The organism is Leifsonia sp. 1010, from assembly GCF_031455295.1.
GTDB lineage: Bacteria > Actinomycetota > Actinomycetes > Actinomycetales > Microbacteriaceae > Leifsonia.
The window spans coordinates 752,304-765,531 of the sequence record NZ_JAVDSL010000001.1 but is presented as its reverse complement, the minus strand read 5'-3'; the positions used below and the strand labels follow the sequence as shown (position 1 = coordinate 765,531).

14 protein-coding genes are annotated in these 13,228 nt (G+C 70.0%); 9 read left to right on the top strand and 5 right to left on the bottom strand.

What is annotated here, in order from left to right; translation table 11 throughout:
* The first annotated feature begins 24 nt into the window (after positions 1-24).
* The 4 genes from J2Y42_RS03625 to J2Y42_RS03610 all read left to right on the top strand — a co-directional run bounded on the left by J2Y42_RS03625 (position 25) and on the right by J2Y42_RS03610 (position 3,900).
* Positions 25-927 carry a carbohydrate ABC transporter permease gene (locus J2Y42_RS03625; RefSeq protein ID WP_089881700.1) on the top strand — a complete coding sequence of 301 codons (903 nt, stop codon included), beginning with the start codon at positions 25-27 and terminating at the stop codon, positions 925-927.
* Positions 921-1,757, top strand: a complete 837-nt coding sequence (locus tag J2Y42_RS03620; RefSeq protein ID WP_309855145.1) for a carbohydrate ABC transporter permease — start codon at positions 921-923, stop codon at positions 1,755-1,757. The genes J2Y42_RS03625 and J2Y42_RS03620 overlap by 7 nt, the downstream gene beginning before the upstream one ends.
* 4 nt (positions 1,758-1,761) lie before the next feature.
* Positions 1,762-2,931: an MFS transporter gene (locus J2Y42_RS03615; RefSeq protein WP_309855143.1), complete on the top strand. Its 1,170-nt coding sequence runs from the start codon at positions 1,762-1,764 to the stop codon at positions 2,929-2,931.
* A gap of 87 nt (positions 2,932-3,018) precedes the next feature.
* Entirely contained in the window at positions 3,019-3,900 is an 882-nt protein-coding gene (locus J2Y42_RS03610) for a manganese catalase family protein (protein ID WP_309855141.1), read from the top strand.
* Between the two features lies 1 nt (position 3,901).
* On the opposite strand, the gene J2Y42_RS03605 is transcribed toward J2Y42_RS03610, so the two are convergent.
* The 5 genes from J2Y42_RS03605 to J2Y42_RS03585 form a co-directional block, all read right to left on the bottom strand.
* Positions 3,902-5,374: an ornithine decarboxylase gene (locus J2Y42_RS03605; protein ID WP_309855139.1), complete on the bottom strand. Its 1,473-nt coding sequence runs from the start codon at positions 5,372-5,374 to the stop codon at positions 3,902-3,904.
* Positions 5,375-5,418: 44 nt separating this feature from the next.
* Complete coding sequence (locus J2Y42_RS03600; RefSeq protein ID WP_309855137.1) at positions 5,419-6,612, bottom strand: MFS transporter; 1,194 nt, start codon at positions 6,610-6,612, stop codon at positions 5,419-5,421.
* A 55-nt stretch (positions 6,613-6,667) separates the two neighbouring features.
* A complete protein-coding gene (locus J2Y42_RS03595) occupies positions 6,668-7,606 on the bottom strand; it encodes a helix-turn-helix transcriptional regulator (protein ID WP_309855135.1) in 939 nt (312 codons plus the stop codon).
* 65 nt (positions 7,607-7,671) lie between these two features.
* Positions 7,672-7,845, bottom strand: coding sequence for a hypothetical protein (locus tag J2Y42_RS03590; RefSeq protein ID WP_309855133.1), 174 nt, complete (start codon positions 7,843-7,845; stop codon positions 7,672-7,674).
* Positions 7,846-7,847: 2 nt separating this feature from the next.
* On the bottom strand, positions 7,848-8,249 hold the full coding sequence (locus J2Y42_RS03585) for a ChaB family protein (protein WP_309855131.1): 402 nt from the start codon (positions 8,247-8,249) through the stop codon (positions 7,848-7,850).
* 146 nt (positions 8,250-8,395) lie between these two features.
* Between J2Y42_RS03585 and J2Y42_RS03580 the strand changes: the two genes are divergently transcribed.
* The 5 genes from J2Y42_RS03580 to J2Y42_RS03560 all read left to right on the top strand — a co-directional run bounded on the left by J2Y42_RS03580 (position 8,396) and on the right by J2Y42_RS03560 (position 13,220).
* The gene (locus J2Y42_RS03580; RefSeq protein WP_309855129.1) at positions 8,396-9,610 is read left to right on the top strand and encodes a zinc-dependent alcohol dehydrogenase; all 1,215 of its coding nucleotides are present in this window, start codon (positions 8,396-8,398) and stop codon (positions 9,608-9,610) included.
* 49 nt (positions 9,611-9,659) lie between these two features.
* Positions 9,660-10,433 carry an alpha/beta hydrolase gene (locus tag J2Y42_RS03575; RefSeq protein ID WP_309855127.1) on the top strand — a complete coding sequence of 258 codons (774 nt, stop codon included), beginning with the start codon at positions 9,660-9,662 and terminating at the stop codon, positions 10,431-10,433.
* A complete protein-coding gene (locus tag J2Y42_RS03570) occupies positions 10,430-11,140 on the top strand; it encodes an alpha/beta hydrolase (protein WP_309855125.1) in 711 nt (236 codons plus the stop codon). Before J2Y42_RS03575 ends, J2Y42_RS03570 begins: the two co-directional genes overlap by 4 nt.
* Positions 11,141-11,231: 91 nt before the next feature.
* Positions 11,232-11,606, top strand: coding sequence for an META domain-containing protein (locus J2Y42_RS03565; protein WP_309855121.1), 375 nt, complete (start codon positions 11,232-11,234; stop codon positions 11,604-11,606).
* Positions 11,607-11,786: 180 nt separating this feature from the next.
* Positions 11,787-13,220: a glutamate decarboxylase gene (locus tag J2Y42_RS03560; protein ID WP_309855119.1), complete on the top strand. Its 1,434-nt coding sequence runs from the start codon at positions 11,787-11,789 to the stop codon at positions 13,218-13,220.
* The last annotated feature ends 8 nt before the right edge of the window (positions 13,221-13,228 follow it).

Genomic DNA, 13,228 nt, shown 5'->3' with positions numbered 1-13,228 from the left:
CGCACGGCCCCGGCTCCGGGCGACATGGCCCCGCGGGCGGCCCGGCGGGGCTCCGCGCGCTGGCGGGGGCTGGTCTGGCTCATCCCGGCGCTGGCCGTCCTGGCCGTTTTCGTCTATTGGCCGCTGATCCAGAACGTCGTCTTCAGCTTCCTGAAGTGGAACATCTACAGCGGCGACCAGACCTTCGTCGGGGTCGACAACTACGCCGACCTCGCCCAGGACCCGATCTTCTGGAAGGCGCTCGGCAACAACACCTGGTACGCGGTGCTCTCGATCGTGTTCCAGGTGTTCGGAGCCCTCGTGCTCGCCGCGATCGTCGAGAGCGTCCGGAGTGAGCGCTGGCGCAAGGCGTTCCGGGCGATCTACTTCATCCCGTCGGCGATCTCGCTGACCGTCGCGGGCCTCCTGTTCTACTTCATCTACCAGCCGCAGACCGGCATGCTGAACGTCTTCCTCGACAACGTCGGGCTGGGGCAGTTCTCGCAGGCGTGGCTGGGGCACGAGGGAACGGCGATCTTCGCGATCATCGCGATGAGCCAGTGGCAGGGCTTCGGCTACAGCGTCCTGCTGTTCTCGGTGGCGCTCCAGCGCATCCCGCAGGAACTGTACGAGGCGGCCAACCTCGACGGCGTCGGCCCGATCCGCCGCTTCTTCCAGGTGTCGCTGCCGCTCGTGCGCGAGATGACCGGCCTGATGATGATCGTCACCATCTCGGGCGCCTTCCAGGTGTTCAACGAGGTCATGGTGATGACGAGCGGCGGTCCGAACAACTCCAGCCAGGTGCTCGGCACGTGGCTCTACCACGCGGGATTCGTCACCAACGACTTCGGTTCTGCGGCCGCGATCGGCGTGGCGATCTTCGTCATCACCCTGCTGCTGGCCGCCGCCCAGCTGGCCTACTCGCGCAAGAGGAGAGTGGAATGGTAGTCCTCGCCCGTCTCGGCCGCTGGTCGCGCAGCGCCCTGGTCTGGGCTCTGCTGCTGGCCCTCGTCGTCGTGGTCCTCTACCCGCTGCTGTGGATGGTGACCAACGCTCTGAAGACCAACGCCGAGCTCTTCGGCAACCCCTTCGCGCTTCCGACCGAGTGGCTGTGGCAGAACTTCGCCAAAGCCTGGAACCAGGGCGTCGGCGACTTCGTGCTCACGAGCGTCTCGCTGACCGTGTTGGCGACCCTCATCACCGAGCTGATCAGCGCGTGGGCGGCATACGGGCTGACGCGGGTGAACATCCCGCTCAACCGCACCTTCACCGTGATCGTGCTCGCCGGTCTGATGCTGGCGCCGACGGTCGCGCTCATCCCGCTGGTGAAGCTGTTCCAGGCGTGGGGTCTGTACGACACCTTCTTCGGCCTGCTGATCCTGTACACGGCGTTCCGCATCCCGTTCACGGTCTTCCTGATGCGCGCGTACATGCTCGACCTGCCGCGCGAGGTGGATGAGGCCGCGTCGATCGACGGCGCCTCGCGGGCGGCGACGTTCTGGCGGATCATCCTCCCGATGAGCATGCCGATCGTCGCGACGACGATCGTCCTCAACGTGCTGCAGAACTGGAACGAGTACCTGTTCGCGATGATCTTCACCAGCGGGACGGGCGTGCAGACGCTTCCCGTCGGCCTCGCCGACATGATGTCGAAGAACGGCACGCAGTACCCGGTCGTGTTCGCGGGGATGGTGATGGCCGCCCTGCCGATGGTCATCCTGTTCTTCGTGTGCCAGCGCTACTTCGTGCGCGGTCTCGCCGGCGGCGTGGGCAAGTAGCGGGGTGCGGACGTACCTGGAGCTCGTCCGCGTCCCCGGGGTCCTGCGCGTCACGGTCTCGCAGCTGGTGGCGCGCTTCCCGCTCGGGATGCTGTCGCTCGCCGTCCTGCTGCACGTGCGGCAGGCCAGCGGGTCGTACGCGCTGGCCGGCCTCGTCGTCGCCTGCGTGAGCGTCGGCGAGGCGGTGGCCATGCCGTTGGTGAGCCGGTCGGTCGGGGTGCTGGGCATCCGGCCGCCGGTGCTGGTGGCCGCCCTGCTGAACGCGACGGGGATGCTCCTGCTCGCGTTCGGGCCGCCGCATCCCGCGCTGATGGTGGCGCTCGGGGTCGTGATCGGCGCGTCCGTTCCTCCGCTTATGCCGGTGGTGCGCGCGCTGTACCCGCGGCTGGTGCCGCGCCGGACCGTCCCGGCGCTGTTCGCCCTCGACACCTCCGCGCAGGAGCTGATCTGGATCACCGGGCCGGTGGTGGCCACGCTGCTCAGCGGGGCGGTGTCGACGCAGGCGCCGCTCGTGCTCGCAGCGCTGGTGACGCTCGGGGGCACGGTGTGGTTCCTGCTCGCTCCGCACATCGCGAGCGTCCGGCTGCCGCGCAGCAGGACGCGCCCCGGCACTGTGCTGCTGACGCGGTCCGTTCGCCTGGCCGCCGCGACGAGTTTCGCGCTGATCGCGTCGTTCGCCGCGCTCGAGATCGCGCTGGTGGCGCGCTTCGATGGCCACGGCGTCCTCGCCGGGCTGGCGATCGCCGTGTCGAGCCTGGGGTCGCTGATCGGAGGGATCGCGTTCGGTCACCGGAGCTTCGGGACGCGGAGTCTGGCGGCCGTGCTCGGCGGGGTGGCCGTCGCGACGGCGGCCGCCGGGCTGGTCCCCGGCATCCCCCTGCTCTACGGCGTGCTGTTCCTCTCGGGGCTCGGCTTCGCGCCGTCGCTGGCCGCCCTCTACGCGATGGTCTCATCCGCTCTTCCGGAGACCGCGACCCCGGAGGCCTTCGGCTGGCTCAACACGGCGGGGCTGGTCGGGGGAGCGACCGGCACCGCGGTCGCGGGGGTGCTCGGGGATGCGCTCGGCCCCGCCGGCCCGTTCGTCGCGGCGACCGTCGCATCCGTGGTCGCCGCGCTGCTGCCCCTCACGCCGGGCCTGCGCCCCGCACCCGGGCACAACACTGACGCCCATTAATCGCCGGGCCCGCCGAGCTGTCAACGGCTGGGATGTGCGAATACCCCGCGTACCTCTGGAAGCACCAACCAGAAAGGGGATCTTCGTATGTTCTTCCACCGTCAGGAGATGCAGCACACCGCGAAGCCGGACAAGCCGGACGCCGTCTACGCCAGGAAGCTCCAGGAGGTGCTCGGCGGCCAGTACGGCGAGATCACCGTCGCCATGCAGTACGGGTTCCAAGCCTGGAACGCGCACATCCCGGGCAAGTACCGCGACCTCCTCTACGGCATCGGCGCGGAGGAGTTCGGCCACGTCGAAATGCTCGCCGTGATGATCGCGCAGCTGCTGGAGAAGTCGCCGCTCGGGATCACGGAGGACGCTGTGCAGGACGACCCGGTCGTCGCAGCGGTGGTCGGCGGCACGGATGTGCAGCACGCCATCGTCGCAGGCGCCGGAGCCCGCCCGGTGGACAGCAACGGCAACCCGTGGCAGGGCAGCTACATCACCGCGAGCGGCAACCTCCTCGCCGACTTTACCGCCAACGCGAACGCCGAGATGCAGGGTCGGCTCCAGGTCGCCCGGCTCTACCACATGACCGACGACGCGGGCGTCCGCGATCTGCTCTCGTTCCTGCTCGCACGCGACACCATGCACCAGAACCAGTGGATCGCCGCTGCCGCCGAGCTGCGCGAGGAAGGCGCGGAGGACCTCCCGGTTCCGAGCAACTTCCCGCTCAACAAGGAAGACCGCGACGTGGCCTATCAGTACATCAACTTCTCCGATGGTGCGGCTGCCGCAGAGGGCCGCTGGGCGAGCGGACCCACGCCAGATGGCAAGGGCGAGTTCACGTACCTCGACGGGCCGCAGGCGACGGTCCCGATGCCGCCGCCCACCCACCCCGACTCCCGGTTCTACGGCACGACGGAGCTGCCGAACACCGTGGAGAAGGTGGCGGGGGCCGTTCAGGACAAGCTCAACAAGGAGTGAGTCACTCCGCGTGCGGCAGGCTCCGGGCCACTCGGAACGTCTCGAGGCTCGGGTCTGCCGCATCGGGGATGACCATCCCGGCCGCGAGCCCGGTGCGAAGGTATTCGAGCACGACGGGGTTGATGACTTCGCCGGGAAGGATCGCGGGGATCCCCGGCGGATACGGCGTCACCTGCTCGGCGGCCACGCGGCCCGCAGCCTGGTCGGCGGAGACCACCTCCACCGGGCCGAAGAACGCGTCGCGCGGGAGAGCCGCCATCATCGGCTCCAGGTCGCGTGACGACGGGAGGGTGACGGGCGTCGGCTCCGGCATCTCCTCGGCTGCCTCTGAGAGTTGCTCCAGCGCCTCCAGCAGCCGGGCCGTGGTCTCCTCATCGTCCGCGATCGACAGCGTCGCCTCGACGCGCCGGTGGTCGTTGATCCCGACGTCGATGCGGTGCTCGGCGCGCAGCCAGTCGGCCACCTGGTAGCCGGACACCCCGAGCTGCTGCACGTCGATCAGCACGTGCAGCGGGTCGAAATCGTGTGAAGCCTCCTGGGCGATGAGCTCGTCGCGGAGCACGTGCAGGCCGGGGATGCGTTCGATCGCCTTCCTGGTGCGGTCTGCCAGCGTGAGTGCGTCATCGAGCAGCCGGGTCCCGTGCTGGACCATCTGCCGCCGCCAGCCGTCGATCGCCGCGTAGAGCAGGACGTTGGAGCTCGTGGTCGCGAGCACGTCCGCGCACTGCTGCAGCCGGATCGGGTCTACCAGCGATCCCTGCAGGTGATAGACGGACCCCTGCTCGAACCCGATGCCCATCTTGTGGACGCTGACCACACAGATGTCGGCCCCCGCATCCATCGCCCAGGTGGGCAGGTCGTCATGGAACGGCAGATGCGCGCCCCACGCCTCGTCGACGATGACCGGCTTGCCTCGCGAGTGGCACACCTCGACGATCGCCTGCAGGTCGGCGCAGGTGCCGTACGGCGTCGGGCTGGTGACGAGCGCCGCGGACGCGTCGGGATAGCGCTGCCACATCCGCTCGAACTCCTCCGGCCCCGGCGGGTGTGCGATGTGCTGCTCCTCGTCGTAGCGGGTGGGCACCCAGCGCGGCTGGAGTCCAGAGAGCACGAGGCCGGCGACGGTGGACTTGTGGGCGTCGCGCCCGACGATGATCTCGCCCTCACCCCGCGTGACCGCGAGCATCGCCGCCTTCACCGACAACGAGGAGCCGCAGGTCGAGAAGAACGCGCGGTCGGCCCCGACCGCGTCCGCCATCAGCTCCTCTGCGCGTGAGAGGTAGCCGTTGGACGCCTTCCGGTCGTCGAGCCCGGCGGTGGCGAGGACATCCTGGCGGAGCGCTCCGCCGAGCACGGCGCTGACCCGCTCGTCGGCGCCGCGCCCCTGCCGGTGCCCGGGAGGGGTGAAGCCGTAGCGGTCGAGGCGGTGGTAGTCGACCAGGGCATCGAGGACCGGTGCGTCGTTGTGATCCATGACTTCTTCGGTACACCGCCCCGCGTCGAGTCGGGAGTCCCTTGTCAGGTGTTCGCCGGGGCGTCGAGTGCCGCCGACCGCCGGCGAAACGCCGGCAGCAGGACCGCCACGAGCGTGAGGACGGCGAAGGCCGATGCGCACGCGATGATGCCGCCGACCGACCCCGACCGGTCGAGCACCAGACCGGCGAGGATGGGCGTGACCGGCGCGACCAGACCGACCACCAGCACGACCGTCGACTGCACGCGGCCGACCAGCTCGTCGGGGGAGCGACGGGAGACCTCGCCGAACAGCGATGCCGCCACGATCGGAGCGGAGAGGAACGCGACCGCACCGGCAACGCCGATGAGAACGGGCGACTGCAGCGGGAGCAGGGCGAGCGTGGCTGCGGTGTCGAGCGTCGCCGCGATCCGGAAGACCGCGCCCGGCCGCAGCCGTCGCTGTACGGCCGGGGTGATCAGGGCGCCCACCAGACCGCCCGCCGCACTGATGCTCGACATCAACCCGATGCCGGCGCTGCCCGCGCCGCGATCCTGCGCCACCACGATCACGATCAGGCCCACCGCCGAGAACGTCGCCGTCAGGAAGGCGACCCAGAGAGCCGCGGGCAGCAGGAGCGGGTCCGAGCGCAGCCAGCGCCATGCGCCTCCGCGCGCGCCGGCCGCCGTCCGCGGAGCGGGGACGGACGGTACCGCCAGGATGAGGACGAGCGACACGAGATAGCTTCCGGCGTCGACCGCGAACGGCAGCCACGGAGCGACGCCGAACAGGGCCCCGCCGGCCAGCGGCCCCAGCAGCCCGGCCAGCTGCGAGCGCGACTGCATCCGCCCCACCGCCACCGAGCGTTCCGAGGGCGGTGTGATCGCCCGGATCATCCGGAACTCCGCCGGCCCGAACACTGCGCCGGCGGTCACCTCGAGGGCGACGATCGCGACCACGAGACCTGTTCCCGCTGCACCCGAGGCGACGGTGACGGCCAGCGCCGCCAGGAACGCGCATCGCATCCCGTCGGCGGTCAGCATCAGCGCGCGTGGCGGGTTGCGGTCGGCCACCGAGCCGGCCGGGAGCCGGGTCAGCAGGCCGGTGGCGGCGACGACCGCGCCCACCAGGCCCGCTTGAGCGGCCGATCCGGTGAGCTGGAGGATGAGCAGCGGGTAGGCGAGGGAGGAGACGCTCGTCCCGAACTGCGAGAAGGCCTGCGACAGCCAGAGCAGGGCGAAGGAGCGTCGCGGGTCCATCCGGGGATTCTACGAAGTCGGCGGCCCGCTTCGTCAGCGACAGCGGCGAGAAATCTCAGTCCTGCAGCGCAACGGCGGGATGCATGCCGTACGCCTCGCGGTAGCGGCGGGCGAAGCGGTCGAGGTCGGCGAAACCCCAGCGACCGGCTAGGTCGGCGAGATCCGTGGTCGCCGGGTCGGAGACCTGGAGCTCGGTGTGCGCCGCCGACAGCCGCACCTGCTGGAGGTAGCCCTGGGCCGTCGTCCCCGCGTGGGTGCGGAAGGCGGCGTGGAGTTGCGCGATGGTCGTCCCGGCCGCCCCGGCGATGTCCGTCACGGTGATGGGAAGGGAGGCGTAGTCCTCGATGAACCCGACCGCCCGGCGGTACGACTCCAGCTGAGCGGCGGGCGTCTGCGCCTGCTCCCGGGGATCGGTGCTCAGCGAGAAGCAGTTCAGCGCGGCCAGCGACAGCGTGTGGAAGAGACTCGCGCGCACCAGCGGGTGCCGGAACGTGCCCGACTCCATGTATTCGGCGGCGACCGTCGCGGCCGTCATCATGTACTCCGCGTGCTTCGGGCTGCGCGTCTCGGCCGATCCGAACACGACAGGGCCCTCGTGGCCGAGCGCCGTGGCCGCCACGTCGCTGAGGATCTGCGGCGACAGGAAGATGTTGACGACGTCGCTGTCCTCGGCGAAGCAGGTGAAGTCGTGGCCCGGCCGGATCAGGAACGGCGACCGCGTGCCGAAACCGCGCTCGCCGTCGATGTCCCAGCGGTACACGTCGCTCTTGACGTTCACGATGACGACGTCGTCGAAGTCACCGGACGTCTCCCACTGGCCGCCGATCGCGTATCGCGCGACCGAGAACGAGGGGTCGATCGCCTGGTCGACGTCGAAGGAGAAGTCGTTCTGCGGCAGCTGCGCGAAGGCGAAGCGGCCTCCGGCGGCGGCCATCGCGGCATCCGCCTCCTCCGGATCGGAGGTGTGGCTGTGCAGGCGCGTGAAGTCAGCCATCCACCAACGCTACCTCGCTCTCCTGAGGAAAGGGAGGGCGAGGGGGGTGATTGACGCGGCGACCGCTACTCGGTATGGCCGAGCACACCGACCGGGATGCCGAAGGAGAGGGCGATGCAGACGATGCCCGCGAAGAACACGAGGCCCTGCCACGCCGGGAAGGTGTCTGCGAACCCGAGGAGGAGGAGCCCCACCAAGAACAGGATGAAGCATCCGATGAACGCGAGCACGTCGCCCATTGCTAGCCCTTCTTTCGTTTGGCCGCCGTCTCGCGGCGATTGGCGCGCTTGATCTCGTCGATCAGCTCGTCCTTCGTCATGCGCGTGCGGCCGGAGATGTCGAGGCGCTTGGCGATGTCGAGCAGGTGGGCCTTCGACGCGTTCGCGTCCACGCCCTCCTCGGTCGGTGCGTCCGTGTCGCGGCCGCCTGCCGCCTTCCGGTCCGACGGCCCGTTCTCGGCCTTGCGCTCCCAGTGGTCGCCGACCTTCTCGTACTCGTGCTTGAGTGCAGCGAAGGCGGTGCGGTGCGCCCGTTCACCCTCGCCGTACTCCTCGACCGCCGAGTCGTGCGCCTTCGACCAGAGGGCCTGGGCGTGCTTCTCGGAACGCTCGAGGGTGGAGGGCAGCTCCTGCGATGCGGGCATGGTCCTGTGGTACTCCTTCCGCTGCCGTCGGGGCTAGTACTTCTCCACAGCTACCCCGCTCCTCCGGGTTTTCAACCGGGTGCTCCTTCGGCCCCCGCCGCGCGTACCGTCGCGCCAGTCTGGAGAAGCAACCGGGAGGAGACATCATGAAGGCGATCGTGTGGCACGGAGTGGGCGACATCAGGCTCGACGACGTAGCCGACCCGACCATCCAAGAACCCACGGATGCGATCGTGCGCATCACGACCAGTGCGATCTGCGGCACCGACCTGCACATGGTGCGCGGAACGATGTCCGGCATGGTTCCGGGCACGGTGCTCGGTCACGAGGCCGTCGGCGTGGTCGAGGAGGTGGGGGATGCGGTGCGCGGCTTCTCGCCCGGCGACCGCGTGATCGTCTGCTCCACCATCTCGTGCGGCGTCTGCCCGCAGTGCCGCGCCGGGAACACCGCCCAGTGCGACGTCGCCAACCCGAACGGCCCCGCGGCCGGGACCTCCTTCTTCGGCGGACCGGAGACGACGGGCCCGGTGAACGGGCTGCAGGCGCAGTACGCCCGGGTGCCCTGGGCGCAGCACACCCTCATCCCCCTTCCGGCGGCGGTCAGCGACGAGCAGGCCATCCTGCTCTCCGACATCTTCCCCACGGCGTGGTTCGGCGCGCAGCTCGCCGGCGTCAAGCGCGGCGACACCGTCGCGGTCTTCGGTGCGGGCATCGTCGGTCAGCTCGCCATCGCCTCGGCCTTCCGGCAGGGCGCCGGCCGGGTGTTCGCCGTCGACGGCATCCAGACCCGGCTCGCGCAGGCTCTGGAGCAGAACGCCGAGATCATCGACTTCAACTCCGAGACGCCGGTCGACGCGATCCTCGAGCTGACCCGCGGGGCGGGCGTCGACGCGGTGATCGACGCCGTCGGGGTGGATGCGCAGCGCCCGAAGAGCGGCCCGGCCGCCGAGCAGGGGCAGGAGCAGGCGTCGGAGTTCGAGGAGGCGCAGCAGGAGGTCGCGCCGGAGACGAACCCCCAGGGCGACCTCTGGGTGCCGGGCGACGCCCCGACCCTGGTCTCGCAGTGGGCGGTCGAGTCGGTCGCGAAGGCCGGGCGGATCGGCATCATCGGCGTCTACTCGCCGCAGTTGACGCACTACCCGATCGGCGCCGCGATGAACAAGAACCTCACCGTGCGGATGGGCAACTGCAACCACCGCGCGGTCACGCCACCGCTCATCGACCTCGTCGCGGCCGGCCTGTTCGACCCGACGCGGTTCATCACGCAGGAGGTCGGCGTTGTCGATGCGCTGGAGGCCTACGAGAGTTTCGACCGCCGCGAGGAGGGCTGGCTCAAGACGGTGCTCGAGCCGTCGGCGTGAGGCCGAGCCGCCGGCGGGCGGGCGGAGACGGCCCGGGTAGCGTGGAGGGGTGACCGACGACCTGACGCCTCCGCTCCCGCCCCGCGCCGTCGTCACGGTCGACACCGGTCCGCAGCGGCCGGCGCCGCAGGACGGCGACGCGACGGCTCCCGTCTTCGTGCTCGTGCACGGCATCGGGGTCAGCTCGCGGTACTTCGAGCGGCTGGTGCCGGCGCTCGCCGAGGAGGGCCGGGTCGTCGCCGTCGACCTGCCCGGGTTCGGCAAGGCCAAGCCGTTCCGTCCGGATCACGGGCTCTCCATCGCGGAGTTCGCGGACTCCGTCGCCGCCCTCCTCGACGACGCCGGAATCGCCGACGCCGTGGTGGTCGGCCACTCGATGGGCACCCAGGTCGCCGTCTGCCTGGCCGTCCGCCGACCGGACCTCGTGCGCGGCCTCGCCCTGCTCGGCCCGGTGATGGCACCGCAAGATCGCAACGCCGTGAAGGCCGGGGTGCTGCTCGGGCTCGACACCCTGCGGGAGGATGCACGCGGCAACCGCATCGTCATCGGCGACTACCTGCACTGCGGACCGGCCTGGTATCTCGCTACGCTGCCCGCCATGCTGGAGTACCGAATCGAAGACGAGCTGGAGCACGCGAGCGTGCCCGTCGTCGTGGTCCGCGGGGCCCGCGACCCGATCGCCCGCGACGAATGGGTCGCCGAGCTGGCGAAGCGCTCCGGCGGCGCGGCGGTGCGCGTCCCGTCCGTCGCCCACCTGGTCATGCACGGCGCGCCCTGGCGTACGGCCGCCCTCATCTCTCAGCTGGTGCGGGTGCCCGGATGAGGCGCACCCTGCTGCGCCGCGCCGGCGTGCTCGCGCTCGACTGGCTGTACGCCGGCCGTCATCAGCTGCGCGCCGCGTTCGACCGCAGCAACCCGGACGCGCTCGTGGCCGGCGAGGGCTCGCGCACGCCCGTCGTGCTCATCCCCGGCATCTTCGAGACGTGGCGCTTCCTTCGCCCGCTCGCCCAGCACATCCACGCGTCCGGTCACCCGGTGCACGTCGTCACCGCGCTCGAGGACAACCGGATGTCCGTGCCGGAGGCCGCCGCGCTCGTGCAGCGCCATCTCGACGAGCACGACCTCACGGATGTCGTCATCGTCGCGCACAGCAAGGGCGGCCTGATCGCCAAATACCTGATGGGGATGCCGGACTCGGGTCCGCGCATCCGCACCACCGTGGCCGTGGCCACGCCGTTCGGCGGTTCGTCGCTCGCCCGGTTCATCCCCATCTCGAGCGTCCGCGCGTTGATGCCGTCGTCGCCCGGACTCGTCCGGCTCGCGCTCAATCGCGCGGTGAACGCCCAGATCATCTCGGTCTGGGGATGGTTCGACCCGCACGTCCCCGCCGGCAGCAGGCTCGAGGGCGCGCGCAACATGGAGCTGGACGTCGGCGGGCACTTCCGCATTCTCGCCCGACCCGAGCTGCTCGCCATCGTCGACGAGGTGCTGTCCCCGGCCGCCGTCGCCGACGATCGATCCGACGACTGAGCCGTCGGGCGGCCCGCCGCGCGCGCCGATTCCCCCTGTCGCCGACAGCCGCCGCGGCGTTACCCTGACGCCGAGAAAGCGGGGAGGGGCCATGCTGCGCCAGCGACGGATACGACACCTGACGGCGGTGGCCGCCGCGGTCCTGCTGCTCGCCGGCTGCGCCGGCACCCCGAGCGGCCAGGCGGTCGTCGGGCGCTGGGGCTCCACGTCCACGGGGCAGCCGAACCTCGACATCGAGAACGACGGCACCTTCTCCGGCTCCGACGGCTGCAACACGCTCTCCGGCAAGGGTCAGATCGACGGAGACGAGATCACCTTCGGGCCCATCGCATCCACTCTCATGGCCTGCGAGAACGTGGACACCTGGCTCGGCAAGGCGGCCACGGGCAACGTCTCGGGCGACACGATGACCGTCCTCGACGACGGCGGCTCCACGATCGGCACGCTGAAGCGATCCGGCTCCTGAGGCCCGCTCGCTACGGACGTCGCGGAACCCGGAAAAGCCGCGATAACTGTCTATCGCGGCGAATCACGCCCTCGTTACGGTGACGCTGTTCGACGCGGTCACGGATCGACCGGCCGGACGACGTACAAGCGAACGTCCACTGCGCGAGCCGGTGCCCGCGCCGTCCGAGGAGTGAAGCGAATGACCATCTCAGAGTCGAAGGAGCGGGCGAAGGCGTCGCAGTCGCCCTCCACCGCCTACACCGGCACCAGCGACCGGACCCAGCTCAACCCGATCTTCGCCCGCCCGGGCGAGAGTACCGATCTGCCGGTGGACCGCATCCCCGACAACGAGTCGCTGCCCGAGACCGCGTACCAGATCGTCCACGACGAGTCGATGCTCGACGGCAACGCCCGCCTCAACCTGGCCACCTTCGTGGGTACCTGGATGGACGATCACGCCGCGCGGCTGTACGCCGAGTCCGCCGACAAGAACATGATCGACAAGGACGAGTACCCGCAGACCGCGGCGATCGAGACGCGGTGCTGGAAGATGATCGCGGGCTTGTGGAACGCACCGGACCCGGAGAAGGCGATCGGCACCTCCACCATCGGCTCGTCGGAGGCGTGCATGCTCGGCGGTCTCGCGCTGAAGCGCCGCTGGCAGCAGGCGAGAAGGGCCGCAGGGAAGTCCACCGAGAAGCCGAACCTCGTGCTCTCGAGCGCCGTCCAGGTCTGCTGGGAGAAGTTCTGCAACTACTGGGACGTCGAAGCCCGGTACGTGCCGATCAGCCTCGACCACAAAGTCCTCGACGGCTACGAGCTGGAGAAGTACGTCGACGAGAACACGATCGGCGTCGTCGCGATCATGGGCGTCACCTACACCGGGATGTACGAGCCGGTCGAGCAGATCTCCGAGGCCCTCGACCGCATCCAGGCCGACACGGGACTCGACATCAAGATCCACGTCGACGGAGCATCGGGCGGGATGATCGCGCCGTTCTTGCAGCCGGAGCTGTCGTGGGACTTCCGCGTCGACCGCGTGGTCTCCATCAGCACCTCCGCCCACAAGTACGGCCTCGTCTACCCGGGCCTCGGCTGGGTGGTCTGGCGCACGGTCGAGGACCTCCCGGCCGACCTCGTGTTCGACGTGACCTACCTCGGCGGCCACATGCCGACGTTCGCGCTCAACTTCTCACGTCCGGGCGCGCAGGTGCTGCTGCAGTACTACCTGTTCCTGCGGCTCGGCTTCGACGGCTACTACCGCGTGCAGAAGGCGTCGCAGGATGTCGCGCTCTACCTCTCGGGGGAGATCGCCAAGATGCCCGCGTTCGAGCTGTGGAACGACGGCTCCGACATCCCCGTCTTCGCCTGGCAGCTGAAGGAGGGGCACACCGAGAACTGGAACCTGTACCACCTGTCCGAGCGCCTCCGGCTGAAGGGATGGCTCATCCCCGCCTACCCGATGCCCGACGACATCAGCAACCTGACCGTGCAGCGCATCGTCGTGCGCAACGGGCTGAGCCGCAACCTGGCGGAGTCGCTGGTGAGCGACATCCGCGAGGCCGTCGCGTACCTCGACCAGCTCGAGGGCCCGATGCCGATAGAGGGCCAGACGGCCTCCTTCACCCACTGACCGTCTGA

What these genes read in the sequence shown, in the direction of transcription:
- J2Y42_RS03625 (WP_089881700.1), top strand. Translation starts at nt 25, where the DNA reads ATGGCCCCGCGGGCGGCCCGGCGGGGCTCCGCGCGCTGGCGGGGGCTG.
- J2Y42_RS03620 (WP_309855145.1), top strand. Translation starts at nt 921, where the DNA reads ATGGTAGTCCTCGCCCGTCTCGGCCGCTGGTCGCGCAGCGCCCTGGTC.
- J2Y42_RS03610 (WP_309855141.1), top strand. Translation starts at nt 3,019, where the DNA reads ATGTTCTTCCACCGTCAGGAGATGCAGCACACCGCGAAGCCGGACAAG.
- J2Y42_RS03605 (WP_309855139.1), bottom strand. Translation starts at nt 5,374, where the DNA reads ATGGATCACAACGACGCACCGGTCCTCGATGCCCTGGTCGACTACCAC.
- J2Y42_RS03600 (WP_309855137.1), bottom strand. Translation starts at nt 6,612, where the DNA reads ATGGACCCGCGACGCTCCTTCGCCCTGCTCTGGCTGTCGCAGGCCTTC.
- J2Y42_RS03595 (WP_309855135.1), bottom strand. Translation starts at nt 7,606, where the DNA reads ATGGCTGACTTCACGCGCCTGCACAGCCACACCTCCGATCCGGAGGAG.
- J2Y42_RS03590 (WP_309855133.1), bottom strand. Translation starts at nt 7,845, where the DNA reads ATGGGCGACGTGCTCGCGTTCATCGGATGCTTCATCCTGTTCTTGGTG.
- J2Y42_RS03585 (WP_309855131.1), bottom strand. Translation starts at nt 8,249, where the DNA reads ATGCCCGCATCGCAGGAGCTGCCCTCCACCCTCGAGCGTTCCGAGAAG.
- J2Y42_RS03580 (WP_309855129.1), top strand. Translation starts at nt 8,396, where the DNA reads ATGAAGGCGATCGTGTGGCACGGAGTGGGCGACATCAGGCTCGACGAC.
- J2Y42_RS03570 (WP_309855125.1), top strand. Translation starts at nt 10,430, where the DNA reads ATGAGGCGCACCCTGCTGCGCCGCGCCGGCGTGCTCGCGCTCGACTGG.
- J2Y42_RS03565 (WP_309855121.1), top strand. Translation starts at nt 11,232, where the DNA reads ATGCTGCGCCAGCGACGGATACGACACCTGACGGCGGTGGCCGCCGCG.
- J2Y42_RS03560 (WP_309855119.1), top strand. Translation starts at nt 11,787, where the DNA reads ATGACCATCTCAGAGTCGAAGGAGCGGGCGAAGGCGTCGCAGTCGCCC.